The organism is Chryseobacterium lathyri (genome assembly GCF_019970085.1).
Taxonomy (GTDB): domain Bacteria; phylum Bacteroidota; class Bacteroidia; order Flavobacteriales; family Weeksellaceae; genus Chryseobacterium; species Chryseobacterium lathyri.
Map to the genome: position 1 here is coordinate 62,741 of NZ_JAHXYG010000002.1, position 20,315 is coordinate 83,055.

The window sequence follows — 20,315 nt, forward strand, 5'->3', positions numbered from 1 at the left end:
AAAATAAAATATTATGAAAAAAGTATCAGTAATCGGTGCGACCGGTTTTGTAGGAAAAAAAGTAGTTAATGAATTAGCAGAAAGAGGATATGCTGTAGAAGCTTTGGTAAGAGATGCCTCTAAAGTAGAATCAAAGGAAAATGTAACCGCAAAAAGTGTTGACGTAAACAATACAGAAGAACTTGCAGAAGCTTTAAAAGGAAGTGATGCCGTGATCAGTGCATTCAATGCAGGTTGGACCAATCCAAATCTTTATAACGATTTCCTGAACGGTTCCATTAATATTGAAAAAGCAGTAGAGCAGTCAGGTGTAAAAAGACTTATTGTAGTTGGGGGAGCGGGGAGCCTTTACACTCCGGACAACGTACAGATCGTAGATACTCCGGATTTCCCTGAAGCTTACAAACCGGGAGCAACAGCAGCAAGAGATTATTTAAACAAAATCAAAGAAAACAGTACACTGGATTGGACTTTTTTCAGCCCTGCCATTGAAATGAATCAGGCGAATGTAGGAGAGAGAACAGGAAAGTACAGAACCTCTTTAGAAACTCCTGTTTTTGATGAAAACGGAAGAAGCCGTCTTTCTGTAGAAGATGTAGCTGCAGTTTTGGTAGACGAACTGGAACAAAATAACCATATCCGTGAGCGTTTCACAGCAGCTTATTAATTCATTAAAAAATATACAATGTTAAAAAAGAAATTATTATCACTGCTGGCACTGCTGGGATTTGTAGCCATCATGTTTGCGGGGAATTTAAAGATTAAAATTTATAATCCCGGCCCCAAGGCTATTTTTCCTATTACATCCACCATTATTTATGGTGACAAAGACGCTGTGCTTATTGATGCCCAGTTTCAGAAGCAGTATGCAGAACAATTGGTGAAAGAAATCAAGGCAACAGGAAAAAATCTGAAAACAGTTTTTATTTCCCACAGTGATCCCGATTTTTATTTTGGTTTAGATGTCATTAAAAAAGCATTTCCCAATGCAAAGATCATTTCAACAGCACAGACTGCCTACCTTATATCCGCATCCAAAGATGAAAAAATGGCCGTATGGAAACCACAGCTAAAAGAAGATGCTCCCTCAGAAATTATTATTCCGGAAGCTGCCAATGCAATTCCGGACCTGGAAGGAAATAAGATCGAGATAAAACAGATTGCCGAAGATCCGGCTCACAGTTTTGTGTGGATTCCATCTTTAAAAACAGTGGCTGGCGGTATTTCTGTTTCCGTAGATTCCCATATCTGGATGGCAGACACCCAGAATATCAAAGCCATTGATCAGTGGATCGGACAAATTGATGCGATGAAAGCATTAAAACCTGAACAGGTAGTTCCTTCTCATTTTGCAAAACAGTCTTTGTCTCCACAATCTCTGGATTTCGTTAAAAACTATCTGGAAACCTATAAAAAAGCAGTCACTGAAAACAAAACGTCTTCTGCTGTTGTAGATTTTATGGTTAAAAAATATCCTGATCTTCATGGAAAAGATGAGCTGGGAATGGGAGCAAAAGTTTTCTTTGGCGAAATGAATTGGGATCTGAAGTCTCCTTATCCGGCGATAGGAAACAAAGTGGAAGTTGATTTCGGAACACTTAAATTCATTCTGGATTTTAAAGATAACAAAGAAATGTCCTTTACTGGAGTTTCAGGAATTGGGAAAGGCAATACAGATACCGTACAGTACACTGCTGTAGAAGTAGCAAAGAATGTATTTATGGTATACTGGCACGAACCTAAATTAGGCTCTAATGTTACCCATGTTCAGGATTATAATAAGAATATAATCTACACCAATATTGCAGAACCTAACGGATCGTTCACTCACCTGAAAGGAACCCTTAAAATTCTGAAATAATAGACTTAATAAAAAGCTGCCGTCACATGATGGCAGTTTTTTGTGTGAATCAATCTCCCACAGATTTTAGTCCTTGAATAATATCAAAAAAATGGCCGTCAGAACAGACAGCCATTTTTTTATAAGTTCATAAACAGTTTCGGATTCACCGGAGTATTGTTTTTATGTACTTCATAATGAAGGTGGGGTCCCGTAGAACGCCCGGAATTCCCGGATTTGGCAATAACCTGTCCTACCTTTACCTTATCGTTTACTTTTGAAACCAGCTGGGATAAGTGACCGTAAAGTGTAGCCAGCCCATTTCCGTGAGAAACAATAACACAGTTGCCATAACCGCCTTTCTGGCCGGAGAAAATGACTGTTCCTGCAGCAGCAGCTCTCACATCCGAGCCGTAAGCAACCGCAATGTCCAGTCCTTTGTGAAACTGCATCTGATCGGCTTCAGCAGGTGGATTATTCTTTTCCATTGGGGCTTTCGTTGAGGTATTGCCGGCAACAGCTTTTGTTGATGCAGCAGCTGAAGGTGGTGTGGTCGCAACCGGAGCGGCTTTTGGGGTAACCATCACTTTTACTTCCCTTTTATTTCCGTAGCTGTCTGTTAATTCAATGATTTTCTCAACAGGTTCAGCTTTTACTTCCGGTTTTGGTGCGGCAGCAGCCATAGGTTTGGATTCTGCGGCACTAGGTTTTACAGAAGCAAATACGGTTTTAAAAGGAATTGGATTTTTTCTGATGCCGAAATTAGAGGAGATATATCCATCGGTAGGCATTCCTAGGGGAACTTCCATCAGCTTTTTTTGAAGATTCATCAGATATTGGCTGTAGCGGTTGGCCTGCTTTGCCAGATATACAGAATTCGAGATACTGTCTTTACTCAGGATCATCACTTTTTCGTTGGCGATGTCTTTGGACCTCAGGAATGAATTAAGTTCAGCTACAGTCTGATCTACCAAAGTGAGATCTGTTTTCATTTTTAAATAATCTACACTGTCTTTTTCAGTGTTTATTTTGACAAGGTTCACTTCATACATCTTGTCATCCTTTTCAGAAAATAACCTGGCGATAAAGATGGCCTGGGCAAAAACTACTAGCAAAAGTCCTCTGAGGAGAATGTTTACGTTCTTCTTGCTGTTTAGAAATTTCTTCATTTTTCTTCTCTTAGTATATTACAAAACGGTTTTAAGCGTGCAAATTTAATTAAAAATACTATTTGAGGCATATTTTTAAATAAAACTTAGTTTTTTCTGTATTTAACGTCTGATTAGATATTTAATTGTGTTCAAGTGTTAATTTTTTCAGAAAGTGGTTTTTATCATAGCCTCAAAGTCTGCGTTCCGTCTATGTTTTAATATATTTGCAGTTCACATTCCAATTATGGCTAAAAAGAAAATAATTTCAGAATCTTCTCATCCAAAAAAGAATAAGAAAGACATTTCGGTAGGAGTAGTAGGAAGCGGAAGTTTTGCAACCGCTATCGTAAAAATGCTTGTTGAAAACTGTAAAACAGTACACTGGTGCGTAAGAAATGAATTTGTAAAAGGGGCTATTGAGCTCCGCGGACACAACCCTTCCTATCTTACAGCAGTTAATTTTAATCTTAAAAGTCTGAAACTTACAACAGATATCAACGAGCTGGTGAGTGCCTGCGACGTGATCGTATTGGCAACACCTTCCATTTACCTGTCGGACACAATGGATAAAATGACCTGTGAATATGGTGATAAGATCTTTGTTTCCGCCATTAAAGGAATTATTCCTAAAGTAAATGATGTGGTAGCCCACTATTTAAGAGATGAATTTAAAATAGGTTTCAGAAACCAGGCTGTTATTGCAGGACCATGCCACGCAGAAGAAGTTGCTATGGAAAGACTTTCTTACCTTACTGTTGCTGCCGTGGAGGATGAAACGGCTGACAAACTGGAAGGAATTTTCAGTTCAGATTTTATCAAAGTACATTCAAGTAAAGATATCTTAGGAAATGAATATAGTGCCATCCTTAAAAATATTTTTGCGATTGGTGCGGGTATAGCAAGCGGATTGGGTTATGGAGATAACTTCACTGCTGTTTTCGTTTCCAATGCGATCCGTGAAATGGAAATCTTCCTGGAAGCTGTATATGAAGCCCCAAGAGATGTTAACGAAAGCGCTTATCTGGGTGACCTGCTGGTAACAGCATACTCTTTGTTCTCAAGAAACCGGAGTTTAGGAAACCTTATCGGAAAAGGATATACTGTGAAATCAGCAATCCAGTCTATGAACATGGTGGCAGAAGGGTATTATGCAGCAGATTCCATCTATAAAACAGCTAAGCAGAAACATCTGAAACTGCCGATCATTGATACGGTTTACGCCATCCTTTATGAAGGTAAAAATGCAGAAAAACAGTTTAAAAAATTAACGGCAAAACTGAATTAAATCCGGTTTAACCACCAATTTAAAAATAAAAACCTTCATTCACGCTTTAAGTGAATGAAGGTTTTTATTTTTGTGATCAGACTTCGAAATAAAGATTAGAAATCAAGCTGCCGGAAATGAGACTGAACTTAATAACTATAAATGGGTAACCAAACACCATACATTTGAACCATTAAGAATACTAAAGGGATTAAGGTTCATTAAGAAAAATCAAATAGATTTTTAATTCAGCGTTACTTAAAGCGAAGCTTATCTTAATGGTTCAAAAATATTCTGTTTTTTAATAAGCCTCGTGTCTGATCGATTCGATTTCTTCAGTAGTTAAAGCCAAATGTTTACCCAACATTCTGCTTCCGCTTTCCGTAATCAGAAAATCGTCTTCCACCCTGATGCCGCTAAAGTTTCTGAATGTTTCCAGTTTATCATAATTGATGTATTCAGCAAATTGCTTAGACGCTTTCCAACGGTCGATAAGTTCCGGGATAATGTAAATACCCGGTTCAACGGTTAACACATAACCTGCTTCCAGTGCTTTACCCAACCTTAAAGATTTAAGGCCAAACTGAGTAGTGTTTTTAACAAGGTCATCAGTATATCCTACGTATTGCTCACCTAGATCTTCCATATCATGAACATCCAGACCCATCATATGACCTGTACCGCACTGAAAAAACATAGCGTGGGCACCAGCCTGTACAGCATCTTCTATATTACCCTTCATCAGGCCGATGTCTTTTAAGCCCTGTGCCAGTATTTTGCACGAAGCCAAATGAACATCCAGATACCTGACACCAGGTGCCAAAAGACCTTTTGCATGATGATAGGCACTGAGTACGATATCATAAACATCCTTTTGCTCTGCACTGAATGTTTTGCCTACAGGGAAAGTACGGGTAAGATCTCCGGCATATCCTAAAGCGGTTTCCACTCCGGAATCGTTTAAGACTAATTGACCCTCCCTAAGTTGATTGCCATAATAGTGATTATGCAGGATTTCACCCTGAACCGTTAGAATGACAGGATAAGCCAGATTACCTCCTGAAGCCAATGCTTCGCTTTGTATTTTTGCGGCAAGTTCACGCTCATACATTCCTGGTTTTGCCTGTTGCATTACCATTAGATGAATGTCAGCTGATATCGATGCTGCACGATCCAGCTCTGTAATTTCTTCAGCCGATTTTATTGAACGCTGTGCAACAATAGCTTTTATGAAACTTAGTGACGAACGTTCTTTTAACTGATCAATAGGAATATCAAACCAATTTGCGAGTTTAATTTTATTTTCCGGACGGTAAGGGGGTAAAAAATGAATGGTACGGTTTTTTCCCTGGTATTTTTTGAGGTAAATGTCGAGCTGATCCAGCGGAAGAATATTTGATAAGCCGGAATCTGCACTTTTTTCTGCTAACGTTTTTTGCCTGCCCATCCACACAATATCATCAATACTCATTTCATTTCCGAAAAGAATGGTTTCATCTTCATCCAGATCGATAATGGCTGCCAGTGAAGGTTCGTTAATTCCAAAATAATACAGAAAGGTACTGTCCTGTCTGAAGTGATATATATTATCTTTAAAGTTCATCGGGCTGTCTTCATTACCTAAAAAGAGCAATATCCCGGAATTTAATTTCGATTTTAACACAGAACGTCGTTGAACGTACACTTTCTTTTCAAACATGTTATTAAATATTAAAACAAATATCTCAAAAAGTGTTCATGAATTGATATTTGCAAATTATAAGCTAAAATATAAAAGTTATAATAAATAATAAAGAGATAATCCGATTACTTATTTCGATAGTGCAATATTGACAGTTTCCATAGAATTTTTTTGCCTGTTAGAAAACTGTTTAAGTGCAAAAAATTAACGTGTTAAAATCGTTAAACCCATCCTTATTTATAAAACTTTTCCCGAAATTTGAGTAAAATTTAGAATTATGCCACACTCGCTTACAAGCAGAACACCGAAACCAAAATATGACGTTGTACTGATAGGCGGCGGAATTATGAGCGCCACTTTAGCAACGCTGCTTCATGAATTTGATCCAAATCTTGAGATCGCCATATTTGAAAGGCTCGGAAGATTTGCAAAGGAAAGTACAGCAGCGTGGAACAACGCAGGAACAGGGCATTCCGCATTTTGTGAACTAAATTATACTCCTGAAAAGCCGGATGGAAGTATTGATATCTCTAAGGCAGAAAGTATCGCAGAGCAGTTTGAAATGTCAAAACAGTTTTGGTCTTACCTTGTTACCCAGGGATACGTTAAAGATCCTAAAGAATTTATCAATTCCTGCCCTCACATGAGCCTGGTATTTGGTGAAAAAGATGCTGAATATCTTAGAAAACGTCATGAAAAAATGGCGGGATCTGTATTGTTTTCCGGGATGGAATATTCTACAGATCATGAACAGCTTAAAAAGTGGATTCCTTTGGTAATGAGCAAAAGAAATCAGTCTGAAGTAATGGCAGCGACCAAAATGGATATGGGTACAGACGTTAACTTCGGAACATTAACCAGAAAAATGGGAAGGCATTTGCTGGAAGATTCTAATGTTGAGGTATTCCTGTATCACGAAGTAAAAGACGTTGATCCAAGAGAAGACGGGAAGTGGGAAATGAAGGTGAAAGACAGAATCCACAATCATAAACAGGAAGTAGTTGCTGATTTTGTATTCATTGGTGCCGGAGGGTATGCGCTTCCGCTGCTGGGCAGCTCGGATATCAAAGAAAGCGAAGGATATGGAGGTTTCCCTGTTTCCGGCCAATGGCTTGTGAGTCATAATCAGGAATTGGTAGAAAAGCATCATGCAAAAGTATACACCCAGGCGACAGTAGATGCTCCGCCAATGTCTGTTCCTCACTTAGACCTTAGAATTATTGATGGTAAAAAAGCACTTCTTTTCGGGCCTTTTGCCGGATTTTCTACAAAATTCCTGAAAGAAGGAAGTTATCTGGATTTGCCTGAAAGTGTTAATACAAAAAATTTAAGATCACTATTTGGTGCCTGGTGGCATAATCTTCCTCTGACTAAATATCTTATTCAGCAGGTGGCGATGACGAAGTCCCAGAGAATGCAGCACCTGAGAGAATTCATCAAAGATGCCAAAGAAGAAGATTGGGAACTGAAAGTAGCCGGGCAGAGAGTACAGATCATTAAAAAAGACGAAAAAGAAGGCGGAAAGCTGGAATTCGGAACCGAAGTCGTTGTAAATAAAAGCGGAACCATCGCTTCATTGCTTGGTGCTTCTCCGGGAGCCTCCACAGCAGTATATGCCATGCTGAATGTTCTCGAGAAATGTTTCCCTGAAAAATTAAACGGAGAATGGAAAGAGAAGTTATTGGAAATGGTTCCTTCGTATGGACAAAAATTAGCCCAAAATCCTGAGCTTACAGAGAAAGTAAGGAATTATACCAAAGAAAAACTGGAATTAGAATATTAAAAAAGTCAATGGTGAATAGTCAATTGTGAATTCTAAAAATTGACTATTCACCATTGACAATTGACATTGTTATAAAGGTGGAAGAAGTAATTGTAAAGCCCGTTATTGCCAAAGAACTCCTGGAATCTCTTCAAACCAAAATAGAAGAGGAGAAGCAGGTTATTGTACACTGCTGTTTCCCTGCATCACCGTTTTTGGGCAATCTGATCAGGATCTGGAACTCCACTTATCTTCTTGATAACCAGTCTGACCATAAAAGTAAGCTGATCCATGCTGAGAATATTACGATCTATCCCAACTGGACAGCTGTTCCGTTTATGCGGGATTTCTGGTTTACTTTAGTGTTTTCCGGTTTGCCGAGAGACTGTAAAAGTTTCGACCTCAAAGAAGTTATTCCGGAAGAAGGAGGCTTTTTTGTGGAGTCTATTAAAAGAAATTCTCTGGACGTTTACCGCGTGAAAATATCAGAATCGTATTAACGGAAAACCATGACAGCACGCCAAGAAAAACTGGAACAGATCATTATTTGGGCAGAAAACAATCCTGATATCCATGTTGTACTGCTGACCAGTTCACTGGTCAACCCTTATGCACCTATAGATGATTTAAGTGATCTTGATGTAGAGCTGGTTTTTGAAAACATGAAGGAATACGAGGCTGATAAAAAATGGATTTATCTTTTTGGTGAGCCTATTTCCATGGTTGAGGAAAATGAGACTTATTTTGACGGAAAACATGCCATGAAAATGGTATTGTACGCCGATCATGTGAAGGTTGATTTTAAACTTTATCAGAGATCAGAGTTTTTAAAAGAGGTACAGAAAGAGCAGCTTCCGGAAGATTGGGATGTAGGCTATAAAGTTCTGGTTGATAAAGACAACCTTACTAAAAGCCTGAAGTCTCCAACCTATCAATCTGTTATGATCCAGAAGCCTACAGAACAAAGATTTCAGCAATTAATGAATGATTTCTGGTGGGATACAACCTATGTGGCAAAATGTCTTAAACGCGGAGATCTGTTTTATGCCAAATTCATGTCCGAAGATGTGATCAGGACAGATTATCTGGTCCCTCTCATCGAGTGGTATATTGCCAGCTTTCACGACTGGAAAAATATAACGACCAATAAACACGGCCGCCTTTTCAGAAAATATCTTTCTGCGGAACTCTGGGAACGGGTAGAAGCTACATTTTCAGGCAGCAATATTAATGATAACTGGCATGCCCTATACGCTGCTGCTGATCTTGTACATGAGCTGGGAACGGCTTTGGCACAGAAGCTTGATTTTGAATACCCTCAAAAACATGAACATGATATCAGGAAGTACCTTGCTGAGGTGAAATCCATGCCCTGATGTCAGGCAAATTCATTCTGCGTAATCAGGTTTTCCATACAGTATTCTGCAATGGCGGTGATTGTCACAAACGGATTGACACCAATAGTTCCCGGAATCAAAGATCCATCCAGAACATAAAGATTGTCATGATCTTTTAATTTTCCATATTCATTAGTAGCTTTACCCAAAACACAGCCGCCCAATGGATGGTAGCACACATCTGCACCGAAACCGTTATTAAATAAGAAATGGCTTCTCGTTCCGCCATTGGCTCTGTTCATCTTTTTTATGAAATAATCAGCATTCTCCCTCATTTTAGCCGTATGATTCTGGTTCCAGTCCAAACTGAGGTTTTTCTTTGTGCTGTCATAAGAAACCTCTCCCTTTTTATCCACCCGGTTGATCAGCAGATACAATGCCGTTGCCACATCCATTCCCATCGGAAGCGGAGCGATTTCTGTAAAAAAAGGATGTTCCTTATCATCCCAGTTATCTATACCACCCACAGGAATGGTCGATTGTTTGGAACCTGTTCCACCCGAAAGTGGTTTTACCCAGTTTCTTCCGGTCATGAAATTACCGTTATTCCCCCAGTTTTTTCCAACCTGTTCGTGAATAGGAAAACCATGAACTGCATGAGAATGTAGCAGCAGTTTTAAAGTTCCCATTGTTCCGGCAGCCAGAATCAACTTTCTGCAATTGAATACTTTATCAGAAATTACAGTTCCTGAAGTATCGGTTTGCAGAACTTCTAAAGTATAGGTTTTATCATCATTAAGCTTAATATTTTCAACACAGTGAAGGTCCAGGATCTCAAGATTTCCGGTTTCCAGGGCTTTTTTAAGATACGTTTTATCCAGACTGTTCTTTCCGTGATTATTTCCATAGATTACTTCCGTGTTAAAAGCAGAGCGGGGGACTTCATTTCTGTATTCCTTTTCCATATACTGAAAGTCATAGACATTCGGAACCCGCACGGTTTTAAAGCCTGCTTTATGGGCTTCTGCTTCACCCACTCTCGTAAATTTATAATAAGGACAATCCTTTAAAAACTGCTCACCGATAACATTTACCTTCAGTTCTTTGTGTACCAAAGGAAAATAGTGATTATAGAACTTTTCAGCATCCAGATCAGGAAATACTTCTTTAAAATAACTTTCCTTCGGAGTTACTGCCATTCCGCCATTGACAAGAGAGCCGCCACCAACGCCTCTGCCAACCCAGATATTAATATTTTCAAAATCCATTCTGTCCAGGGTTCCCGTAAAAGGAGTCAGAGAAAAAATATTCATGAATGGCGCGATGGTCTTTTTTTTCAGCCATGCAGCACTTTTTCCCGGTTTCAGCATATTTGAAAATGGAATCCCTGATTTTTCCCAGTTGAGGCCCATTTCCAGCATAATGACCTTTTTTCCGGCTTCACAGAGCCGAAGGGCGGAAACAGCACCTCCGTATCCGCTGCCAATAATAAGTATGGGGGCGTTTATAGTCTCCTTTTTCAGTTTTCCTGTTCTGGGCTCTACGGCCTGAAACAGATTAGAATTAAGGAAATAAAAACCTGATACCGCGAGAATGCCTGTCTTAATGAATTTCTTTCTGTCCATGTGCTCTGTAGGGGGCAAAAAATATGCTAAAGAAATTGAAGGACGGATTATTTAAAACAGATTGTATATTTTTATTACAATTTTAACTTTTCATGCCATGGAAAATTCATAGTTTTACTCATAGTTTTTGAAAAAATCATGAAAAAATATATTTTACTGTTCCTGCTGTTTCCGCTTTTTATCTTTTCTCAAAAAATGGTCTCAAAAGAGATCATGGAAATCAGGAAGTTTCAGGAAGATCTCAATGCAGAATATCTTAACCCAAAGGAAACGCCTTTACGCGGAGATAACTTTACCAATTTTAAAGGGCATCCGTTCTTTCCGGTAGATTTAAAATATATGGTCACGGCTAAATTTAGTAAAACAAAAAATGCCAGACCTTTTGAGCTTCCAACTTCTTCCGGTAAAACGAAATCTTATAAGGAATATGGAAAAGCAACATTTCAGCTGGACGGAAAGTCCTATACACTGACCTTGTATCAAAGCCTTGATCTGATTAAGCAGAAAAAATATAAAGACTATTTATTTCTACCCTTCCGGGACGCTACCAACGAAAAAGAAACCTACGGTGGCGGAAAATATATGGATCTGAAGATTCCAAAGGGAAATACCATTATCCTGGATTTCAATCAATCCTATCAGCCTTACTGTGCGTACAATGCCTACGATTACAACTGTCCGATCGTTCCTGAGGAAAATAAGCTTCCGGTTGAGATCAGAGCCGGTGTAATGTATCAGGATATTTATCATCATTAAGAATATGGTCAGATTAGAGTTTTTTAAAGAATCCGATTTCACGGAACTTGATTACGCTCTGGATGAAAATCAGGAGCAGTATACTTCAACGGTAAAAAAAGCTTTGGATAGGATAAAAGAGAGGAATGATGGTAAAACATTCGCCGTTACCATTTTTGAAAATGAAAAACCTGCAGGTTTTTTTGTCCTGGATTTCGGGGAAGATAAGCTGGATCTTACAGACAACGAAAAATCTGTTTTACTAAGATCTTTGTCTATAAATCCTGGCTTACAGGGAAAAGGAATCGGGAAAGAAGCCATGCAGAAAGTGGATGGATTTGTCAAAGAAAATTTTCCGGATTGTGATGAAATTGTTCTTGCGGTTAATCAGAAAAATGTTTCAGCATATCATATCTACCTGAAAGCAGGTTATCTGTACGACGGTAAAACCAGAATAGGAAGAAGCGGTCCCCAGTACCTGATGTATAAAAAATTTTAAGAAAATTTTAAATTCAAAAATTCCATCCTGCTGAATTGTTTCCATAACTTTGAGTAACATCAAATCATAAAATATGGAAATATCACTTCATAATCAGGTAGCTGTCGTTACAGGAGCTTCCAGCGGAATAGGTTCAGGAATTGCAAAATCTCTGGCTTCCGCGGGGGCGACGGTTATTGTCAATCATTCTTCAGAAAGATCAACAGATGAGGCACAGGCTGTCTTAAAAGAAATTACAGATGCAGGCGGAAACGGAATCACTTACCAATGTGATGTCTCCAAAGAAGATCAGGTCATCAAAATGTTTCAGGATACCGTATCACAATTCGGAACGGTAGACATTCTGATCAATAATGCCGGAATTCAAAAAGACTCGAAATTTACTGAAATGACCCTCGACCAGTGGAATGCAGTGATAGGAGTGAATCTTACCGGACAGTTTCTCTGCGCACGCGAAGCCATAAAAGAATTTCTGCGTCGTGGTATAGATCCGTCCCGTTCCATTGCCTGCGGAAAAATCATTCATATAAGTTCGGTACATGAAATTATTCCTTGGGCAGGCCATGCCAATTATGCAGCCAGTAAAGGAGCCATAAGAATGCTGATGCAAACCCTTGCACAGGAATATGGAGCAGATAAGATCCGTGTCAATTCTATCTGTCCCGGTGCTATCCAAACACCGATCAATAAAGATGCTTGGAGTACTCCTCAGGCTTTGAACTCACTCTTGAATCTTATCCCTTACAACAGAATCGGGCAGCCACAGGATATCGGAAACTTAACTGCCTTTTTAGCAAGTGACCTGGCAGATTACATCACGGGAACCAGCATTTTTGTAGACGGAGCAATGACCACTTTCGAGAGCTTTTCTACAGGAGGGTAGACGCGGTGCGGGCTTCGGGGTTCGAGAGCATGAGAGTTTTAGGGTTTGAGAGTGAAATGGTTGCTAGTTTGCTTGTTGTTAGTAATTAAAGTTTCTATTTTAATAGTTTGAAAATCTGACGTCTCACGTCTTAAGTCTTTCCTCTTTATTCTTATCTCTATTCATCAATAAATTTTACAAAAAAACTACACATGTCCGAAAAACAACGACTTTCAGAAATATTATGGAAGAAATGGGGTCCTTATGTCAGCAACCGTGAGTGGGGACTGGTCCGTGAAGATTACAGCGAAACTGGGGATGCATGGAATTATACCACTCATGATACTGCAGAAGCCAAAAACTATCGTTGGGGTGAAGAGGGTATTTGCGGGATCTGTGACGACCTTCAGCAGTTGGTTTTTTCTATAGGATTCTGGAATAAAAAAGATAAAATGGTGAAAGAGCGTTTCTTTGGTCTTACCAACGGACAGGGAAACCATGGGGAAGATGTAAAAGAATATTTTTACTATCTGGATTCCACACCTACTCATTCTTATATGAAGATGCTGTACAAATATCCTCAGAATGCTTTTCCTTATGAAGATCTTTTAAAAGTCAATGCAGAAAGAAATAAGAATGAACCGGAATATGAACTGATTGATACAGGAATCTTTGATCAGAATGAATATTTTGATCTCTTTATTGAATATGCTAAAGAAAGTGAGCATGATATTTTGATCAGGCTTACAATAATCAACAAATCTCAGAATGAAGCTCCTATTGTCATACTGCCAACAATATGGTTCAGGAATACCTGGAAATGGGGTTATGATAGCTATAAGCCACAACTGAGCAGCGAAGATGCGCGGCATATTTCGGTTAACCACAAAAATATTGAAATCAAAAATGTATATGCCAGGCAGTCTCTGAAGACCCTGTTTTGTGATAATGAAACCAATACCGAAAAACTTTATCAGTCGGCCAACGAATCAAAATACTGTAAGGATGGAATCAATGATTTTGTTATTAATGGAAATTCCCAGTCCGTAAATCCCCAGAGTACCGGAACTAAGGCTTCTTTTCTTCTTGATGAAATCCTGCAAGCCAGAGAAACAAGAACTTTTGAATTCAGAATGACGGATAAGGACTTAAAAGATCCATTTGCTGATTTTGAAGATATTTTTGATGTGAGGAAAAAAGAAGCGGATGAGTTTTACACTGAAATTCAGAAAGGTATAGAATCAGAAGATGAAAAATTGGTCCAACGGCAGGCTTTTGCCGGAATGCTCTGGAACAAAATGTTTTATCACTATAATGTAGAAAAGTGGCTGAAAGGAGATCCTGCAGAAATGCCGCCTCCAAAATCCCGAGAGAAGATCAGAAATTTTGAATGGAAGCACCTTAATAATGAGCATATCATTTCTATGCCCGATAAGTGGGAATATCCGTGGTATGCGACATGGGATCTGGCATTTCATATGATCAGTTTTTCGTTAATTGACCCGGATTTTGCAAAGTACCAGTTGAAACTTTTCCTGTTTGAATGGTATATGCATCCTAACGGACAGCTTCCTGCCTATGAATGGAATTTCAGCGATGTGAATCCTCCGGTTCATGCCTGGGCGGTTTTTAGGGTTTTTAAAATTGATGAATATATCAAAGGGAAACCTGATATTGAATTCCTGGAAAGTGCATTTCAGAAGCTGCTCATGAATTTTACATGGTGGGTCAACAAAAAAGATAATAATGGTAATAATATTTTTGAAGGAGGCTTTTTAGGTCTTGATAATATCGGAGTTTTTGACCGAAACACGACGCTTCCGAATGGTGAACAGCTGGAACAATCGGACGGAACAAGCTGGATGGCCATGTTTGCCCTGAATATGATGAGAATTGCTCTTGAGCTGGCACTGTATAACAATGTGTATGAAGAAATGGCGATGAAGTTTTTTGAGCACTTCCTTTCCATTGCCAATTCACTGGATAATATGGGGGATGAGGATTTCAGTCTTTGGGATCAGGAAGATGAATTTTTCTATGATGCTATTTCTTCCAGCGATGGCAATCATATGTATTTAAGATTGAGAACTATCGTGGGATTGATACCTATGTTTGCCGTAGAGGTAATTGATGATGAAATGATCGAAAATCTGCCCAATTTTAAAAAGAGAATGAAATGGGTTCTTGAAAACAAACCGGAACTGGCTTCCCTGGTATCAAGATGGGAAGTGAAGGGACAGGATTCCAAACATCTTCTGTCGCTGTTGCGTGGCCATCGGTTAAAAAGGCTGCTCAAAAGAATGCTGAATCCTGAAGAGTTTTTAAGCGAGTATGGAGTGCGGGCATTGTCGAAAGAATATGAACAGAATCCCTATACCTTGAATTTGAACGGAGCAGATTATTGTGTAAAATATACTCCTGCGGAAAGTGACAGCAGCCTTTTTGGGGGAAACAGCAATTGGCGCGGACCAATCTGGTTTCCAATCAATTTTCTGATTATTGAGAGTCTTCAGCGGTTTTTCTTCTATTACAGCCCCGATTTTCTGGTGGAATATCCTACCGGAAGCGGAAACTATTCCAACCTGGACCAGATTGCAGATGAGTTAAGTAAAAGGCTATCTAAAATTTTTTTAATGGATGAAAACGGAAAACGTCCGGTCAACGGCCAGTATGAAAGATTTCAGACTGATCCGGATTTTAAAGACTATATTTTATTCTACGAATATTTTCATGGGGATAATGGAAGAGGAGTAGGAGCTTCCCATCAAACAGGATGGACGGGCCTTATTGCAAAGATTCTGCAGCCAAGATTCTCCAAAAAAGAAATAGCAGAATCTGAAACGGAAATGCCTGAAGAGGCAAAGGGATAATGGCTGGGAGTTCAACATTCCTTACCTTCAGACTATTCAAAAATCTGCTGGATAACCTCCAGCGATGTCGGTATTTTAAAGTCTGTAATATGATAATGGTAATAGACCAGAAGACTATCCAAAAAATCTTTTCTTAATGAGGGGTGTATCTTTGTTGCATAAAGATTTTCTGAGCAGATGGCTGTTTTCCAGATGGCTGATATTTCTTCGGTAAACAACTGATGAGAAGGAGCTACAGAGAATATTCCTGTCTCGGGGTCTAAATATTGGCCGTCATTGATCAAAGGAGCTACTCCCTGAATTTTCAATATCGCAATTAAGAAAAGAAGATGGCACTGATAATTTTTGCCGGCCAGTTCATTGACAAATTCATCGATACTGAAAAATAGATTTGGATTTTTATTTTCGTGTCTTAAAACCTGATTCAGAAAGTCTGAGATGAAGAATATGACTGTATTGGCTTTGATATCCATATACATATCATAGTTCTTTACCAACTCAAATCTTGAGACTGAAGGAATTCCGTTGCCTCTTGCAGGATTAATGGTAAAGCTGAGCATACTCAAAGGCTGAAGCAGAGCTTTCTTTTTATTTCTTTTGGAATAAATCCCCTTTACGAAATAGGTCTGAAAGCCTTCGTCTTCTGTAAAACAATGCAGAACTGCATCATTTTCACCGTATTTTATGAATGATAATAAAAATCCGTTTTGTGAATTCATTAATTAACCACAGCTATTTTTGCAGTAGCTTTATCTGAACCGTCTTCATTGGTCATCAATACAAAATAAATACCTGAAGCTACCCTGTTCCCTTTCATGTTGTTAAGATCCCATTCATAATAACCTCCTCTGGCTACTGCAGAATGTATTACATTTCCTGCCGCATCAGCAATTCTGATATTTGTTTTTTCTGCAAGCCCTTTAATAGTAACTTTTCCTTTAAAGTTTGAATAGACTACAGGATTAGGATAGACTACCACATTCCCGAAGTTGGCAGTCACATCTGCTACATCCCCCTGATAAGCTACAATACCGTTAAACGTTACAAAATATACTTTTCCTGTTTTTCTGTCTACCTTTATATCAGTAACGGAATTGGTTGGAAGAGGGGAGTTTTCTTTTGTAAAATGTTTTATAGTCTGCTGTCCGTCGGAAGAAAGGTAATATACACCACCACCGTCTATAGAAATCCATTTATAATCTCCGGCGTCTACTTCTATCTGCTGTATTTGGGCATCTCTGAAAAGTTCTTCTCCAAGTCCGCCCTGTTCTATGATGATTGGTTCCACTTTCGGATCCGGATTTTTTATTCCTGTAGCAGCATTGGGTAATATTCTTAAACCGCTGTCACTGCCTATCCAGGCATCTCCTGATTTACTAAAAGCTACTGATAAGGTTCCTCTTGCATTTCCTGCGAATCCGTTGGTATCTTGTAATATATAATCAGTGTCATCAGAAAGATTGGTCGCATTTTTATAATCGTAAACTATAAAATTATTGCTTCTCGGGGTTGGGATCCACAGCATATTTTCATAATAGACAGGAGTTTGTACACCATCACTTGTTATTCCGAATTTTTTTATCACAAAATCATCAGTTCCTCTATCATAGATTCCAATGGAAGGACTTCCATAGTTGAACCCAAAAGAAACAAAAAGATTATTTTGCGGGTCTGTAGCGAAACCTACGGGGCGGTGTGAATAATCACCCGGAGATCCCAGATCATAGCGCTTCACAAAATCAAAATCTTTACTGCTGGCATTATATTTCATTTTATAAACTCCCTGGGCAGTAGTTGTATAATTCGTAAAAAATACTTCATTGTTATTAGCCGGGTTGAATACAGCATCCAGGACATTGATTGGAGCGGAAGTTGTTGAAAAAAAAGATGATCGAAGCCACTCTGATCCGTTAAAATAATAAAATCCGGGTTTTTTAGGATTATCTCCTGGCTGATTGTATCTGTTCAGTCTTGATCCGGAAGACACCAGCATTTGATTATTGTCATACAGATTGATCTTGTATGAAGAATTTGAATATGGCCCTGATGGTTTATAAGTAGTACCACTTTCTTCCTTTATTCCCGACAGTATTGTTCCGCCGTATACCTTTCCGTTAGCTGTTATGGCTGTGTTGCAATCTTCCCCCATACTTACAGCGCCTAAAGATACTCCGTTTAGTCCGAATGTATATATTCTGCTGTCTGTTACTATAATGTTGCTTGAATTGATAACAATATCCTGGATGTTTCCGAAACTTGCCGGAAGCGGGGTGCCCGTACCGTTATTGTAGATAAATGCGGAGGTGGCGGATGAAAATATAAGAGAGGATTCAGCGTCAATATGTTTATAAGATCCGGGAATTTCTGTCGACCAGGTAGAGAATACCGGAAATGTAGTGTTCATTTCGTGGCTTTTAAGGCCGGTATTGGTTACAGAATATACTTTGTTTCCAAATAGGGTTGCTTCGTTGCTGGCTTCATATACACCACCGGTTACAAAGAATGCAGAATCTCCGAATTCTTTTTTGTTAATGTTAAATATAGAAACTCCATAGCCTACTGATACTACAGCCTGATCCCCTGTAATTGAAATATGATTGATCCTTTTGCTTCCGTTATAGCCGGTTGCGATAGGAATATCAACAATATATTTGATCTCCTGCGGGGTAATCACATCCATAGAACCGTTTGCATATCCTATTACACCTATTTTAGTTTGTGGGTTATAGTCGAAGGCGGATATATTAACGTCATGGAGTCCGTTAGCTTTTGACAGCTTGGTCATCTCTCCGGTTGAAATGGTATAGTAAAATATCCCGTTTTCAGTAGCGGCAATTATTTTCCCATTGTCTTCTTTCATAGCCAAGACATTGTTATAAGAAAAAAGATCCGTCCATTTTTTTGACGAAATCACCTGCGCATTCACGAACTGCAGGGATGCTAAAATACCAAGAGAGATTAAAGAGAGTTTTTTCATATTATACGGTTATGCTGCTGTCTATGATCTGGTTGTTCCAGGAAATATGCTTTACATTTTTATTTGCATCAAAGTAAAAGTCTATTCTGCCAAGAAGAAGACCTGCCCATCCTACCTGATTTACCAGAACATTTTTACCCTGTCTGTTGGTAAACGTCTGCGGTTCAGGTAAAAAAGTATGGGTATGCCCACCCAGGATAATATCAATATTTTCTGTTTTGGCAGCCAGAATTTTGTCGCTTACTTTATTGGGTTCATCTTTATAATCATAGCCGATATGAGAAAGGCAGATCACAAGATCACATTTTTGTTCGTTTTTCAGGAAATTGGAATAATGTTGTGCTACATCTACAGGATCTGAATATACGGTTTCACCATACTGCTTCTTACCCACAAGGCCGTCCAGCTGAATACCTACTCCGAAAATTCCGACTTTTATTCCATTTTTATTAAAAATCTTATACTGTGAAGTTTTTCCATCCAGAACTGTATTTTTAAAATCATAGTTTGAACAGATGAATGGAAATTTTGCATTAGGAAGAACTTTCAGGAAACCGTCCAGGCTATTGTCAAAATCATGATTTCCCATTGTTGAAGCATCATACTTCATCATAGACATCAGCTTAAATTCCAGTTCGCCCCCAAAGAAATTAAAATAAGGAGTGCCCTGAAAAATATCACCGGAATCCAGAAGAAGAACATTGCTTTCCTGGCTTCTGATCTGCTGTATCAAGCTTGCCCTTCTTGCAAATCCTCCCTGATTGGGATTTTTGGTATAGCTTGCGTCAAAAGGCTCTATTCTGCTATGTTGATCGTTGGTATGAAGAATGGTGAGTTTATTTTCAGATTGAAAAGGATTGAATTTCAATTCTTCTGCCATCATCATATTGGGAGCTAAAGCTGCTGCTAAAGATCCGCTACCTATTACTTTTAAAAAACTTTTTCTATCCATTATTTCTTACCGATAAAATTTAAACGAACATCTGTATTTGGAACTATTTCAGACGTTTTTCTGAAATATTCAATGAAAAGATCCCTTAATCTGATTCCTGTAGAAATAGATTCCCCTTTAGAAAAGAATTTCATATTGTCTCCGCCAAGCGCCAGATAATCTGAAGTAGCGATATAATAATCCTGATCAGGATTTACTGGTTTCCCATTAATCTGGGATTTGGTAAGCTGCCCGTTATTGGTTTCAATATATAAATGAGAAACAGGATTATTGACCTGAGTTTTTGCATAATAATCAAAAAGTCCCTGCAGATCCGATCCTTTCATTTTTACAATGATCACTTCATTTTCGAAAGGCATTACTTCAAAAACACTTTTCAGAAGAATATCTCCTTTTCCAATTGTAGTACGTATTCCGCCGATATTGATCAGGGCAGCATCTACACTTTTATTAAGATTCTTTTTCGTCCATGCATCGGCACCTTCAAAGGTATAGTCGGCCAAAAGATTGCCCAGATTACTGTTATCACCCTGTTTTGTAAGATCTATACTGGTGTGGGAGATCTTTTGATTCATCTCTTTGTCCAGTTTTTGCTTATAGGGTTCAATAACTTTTACAAACTCCTCATCATTCTTTAGCTCATTATTAATAGAAATGTTTTTCTGAGGCTGAACTTGTGCCAACTGCAGTGTAGATGCTGTTTTGCAGGCAGTAAGTGTGGCCAGAGCAATTCCTAATAACAAGAATTTATTTTTCATAT

At 38.7% G+C, this 20,315-nt stretch carries 17 protein-coding genes; 10 read left to right on the forward strand and 7 right to left on the reverse strand.

The window, feature by feature from the left end; translation table 11 throughout:
- Positions 1-13: 13 nt before the first annotated feature.
- Both LC418_RS05660 and LC418_RS05665 read left to right on the forward strand, forming a co-directional pair.
- The gene (locus tag LC418_RS05660) at positions 14-667 is read left to right on the forward strand and encodes an NAD(P)-dependent oxidoreductase (protein WP_223558393.1); all 654 of its coding nucleotides are present in this window, start codon (positions 14-16) and stop codon (positions 665-667) included.
- A gap of 18 nt (positions 668-685) precedes the next feature.
- Positions 686-1,861 carry an MBL fold metallo-hydrolase gene (locus LC418_RS05665; RefSeq protein WP_223558394.1) on the forward strand — a complete coding sequence of 392 codons (1,176 nt, stop codon included), beginning with the start codon at positions 686-688 and terminating at the stop codon, positions 1,859-1,861.
- Positions 1,862-1,980: 119 nt separating this feature from the next.
- Here the strand turns inward: LC418_RS05665 and LC418_RS05670 are convergent, their stop codons facing one another.
- A complete protein-coding gene (locus tag LC418_RS05670) occupies positions 1,981-3,009 on the reverse strand; it encodes a M23 family metallopeptidase (RefSeq protein WP_223558395.1) in 1,029 nt (342 codons plus the stop codon).
- A gap of 226 nt (positions 3,010-3,235) precedes the next feature.
- Here LC418_RS05670 and LC418_RS05675 point away from each other — a divergent pair, with 226 nt between their 5' ends.
- Positions 3,236-4,276, forward strand: a complete 1,041-nt coding sequence (locus tag LC418_RS05675; RefSeq protein ID WP_223558396.1) for an NAD(P)H-dependent glycerol-3-phosphate dehydrogenase — start codon at positions 3,236-3,238, stop codon at positions 4,274-4,276.
- Between the two features lie 280 nt (positions 4,277-4,556).
- Here the strand turns inward: LC418_RS05675 and LC418_RS05680 are convergent, their stop codons facing one another.
- Positions 4,557-5,954, reverse strand: a complete 1,398-nt coding sequence (locus LC418_RS05680; RefSeq protein WP_223558397.1) for an aminopeptidase P family protein — start codon at positions 5,952-5,954, stop codon at positions 4,557-4,559.
- Between the two features lie 259 nt (positions 5,955-6,213).
- Between LC418_RS05680 and mqo the strand changes: the two genes are divergently transcribed.
- Genes mqo through LC418_RS05695 form a run of 3 tightly spaced genes read left to right on the forward strand, consistent with a single transcriptional unit; the run spans position 6,214 to position 9,074 of the window.
- Positions 6,214-7,719, forward strand: coding sequence for a malate dehydrogenase (quinone) (mqo, locus tag LC418_RS05685; protein ID WP_111959126.1), 1,506 nt, complete (start codon positions 6,214-6,216; stop codon positions 7,717-7,719).
- Positions 7,720-7,772: 53 nt separating this feature from the next.
- Entirely contained in the window at positions 7,773-8,198 is a 426-nt protein-coding gene (locus tag LC418_RS05690; protein ID WP_223558398.1) for a hypothetical protein, read from the forward strand.
- A gap of 9 nt (positions 8,199-8,207) precedes the next feature.
- Positions 8,208-9,074, forward strand: a complete 867-nt coding sequence (locus LC418_RS05695) for an AadS family aminoglycoside 6-adenylyltransferase (RefSeq protein ID WP_223558399.1) — start codon at positions 8,208-8,210, stop codon at positions 9,072-9,074.
- A 2-nt stretch (positions 9,075-9,076) separates the two neighbouring features.
- On the opposite strand, the gene LC418_RS05700 is transcribed toward LC418_RS05695, so the two are convergent.
- On the reverse strand, positions 9,077-10,660 hold the full coding sequence (locus tag LC418_RS05700; protein ID WP_223558400.1) for a GMC family oxidoreductase N-terminal domain-containing protein: 1,584 nt from the start codon (positions 10,658-10,660) through the stop codon (positions 9,077-9,079).
- 138 nt (positions 10,661-10,798) lie between these two features.
- Here LC418_RS05700 and LC418_RS05705 point away from each other — a divergent pair, with 138 nt between their 5' ends.
- From LC418_RS05705 to LC418_RS05720, 4 genes are all read left to right on the forward strand, one after another.
- Positions 10,799-11,416, forward strand: a complete 618-nt coding sequence (locus LC418_RS05705; RefSeq protein WP_111959135.1) for a DUF1684 domain-containing protein — start codon at positions 10,799-10,801, stop codon at positions 11,414-11,416.
- A gap of 4 nt (positions 11,417-11,420) precedes the next feature.
- Positions 11,421-11,894: a GNAT family N-acetyltransferase gene (locus tag LC418_RS05710; protein ID WP_223558401.1), complete on the forward strand. Its 474-nt coding sequence runs from the start codon at positions 11,421-11,423 to the stop codon at positions 11,892-11,894.
- 73 nt (positions 11,895-11,967) lie between these two features.
- Positions 11,968-12,777: a glucose 1-dehydrogenase gene (locus tag LC418_RS05715; RefSeq protein WP_223558402.1), complete on the forward strand. Its 810-nt coding sequence runs from the start codon at positions 11,968-11,970 to the stop codon at positions 12,775-12,777.
- 191 nt (positions 12,778-12,968) lie between these two features.
- Positions 12,969-15,626: an MGH1-like glycoside hydrolase domain-containing protein gene (locus LC418_RS05720; protein ID WP_223558403.1), complete on the forward strand. Its 2,658-nt coding sequence runs from the start codon at positions 12,969-12,971 to the stop codon at positions 15,624-15,626.
- A 32-nt stretch (positions 15,627-15,658) separates the two neighbouring features.
- On the opposite strand, the gene recO is transcribed toward LC418_RS05720, so the two are convergent.
- From recO to LC418_RS05740, 4 genes are read right to left on the reverse strand one after another with little or no spacing between them, the layout of a single operon-like run.
- Complete coding sequence (gene recO, locus LC418_RS05725) at positions 15,659-16,345, reverse strand: DNA repair protein RecO (protein ID WP_223558404.1); 687 nt, start codon at positions 16,343-16,345, stop codon at positions 15,659-15,661.
- A complete protein-coding gene (gene porZ, locus LC418_RS05730) occupies positions 16,345-18,603 on the reverse strand; it encodes a type IX secretion system anionic LPS delivery protein PorZ (RefSeq protein ID WP_223558405.1) in 2,259 nt (752 codons plus the stop codon). The genes recO and porZ overlap by 1 nt, the downstream gene beginning before the upstream one ends.
- Position 18,604: 1 nt before the next feature.
- Positions 18,605-19,555: a bifunctional metallophosphatase/5'-nucleotidase gene (locus LC418_RS05735; RefSeq protein WP_223558406.1), complete on the reverse strand. Its 951-nt coding sequence runs from the start codon at positions 19,553-19,555 to the stop codon at positions 18,605-18,607.
- Positions 19,555-20,313, reverse strand: coding sequence for a 5'-nucleotidase C-terminal domain-containing protein (locus LC418_RS05740; protein WP_223558407.1), 759 nt, complete (start codon positions 20,311-20,313; stop codon positions 19,555-19,557). The genes LC418_RS05735 and LC418_RS05740 overlap by 1 nt, the downstream gene beginning before the upstream one ends.
- Positions 20,314-20,315 lie beyond the last annotated feature (2 nt).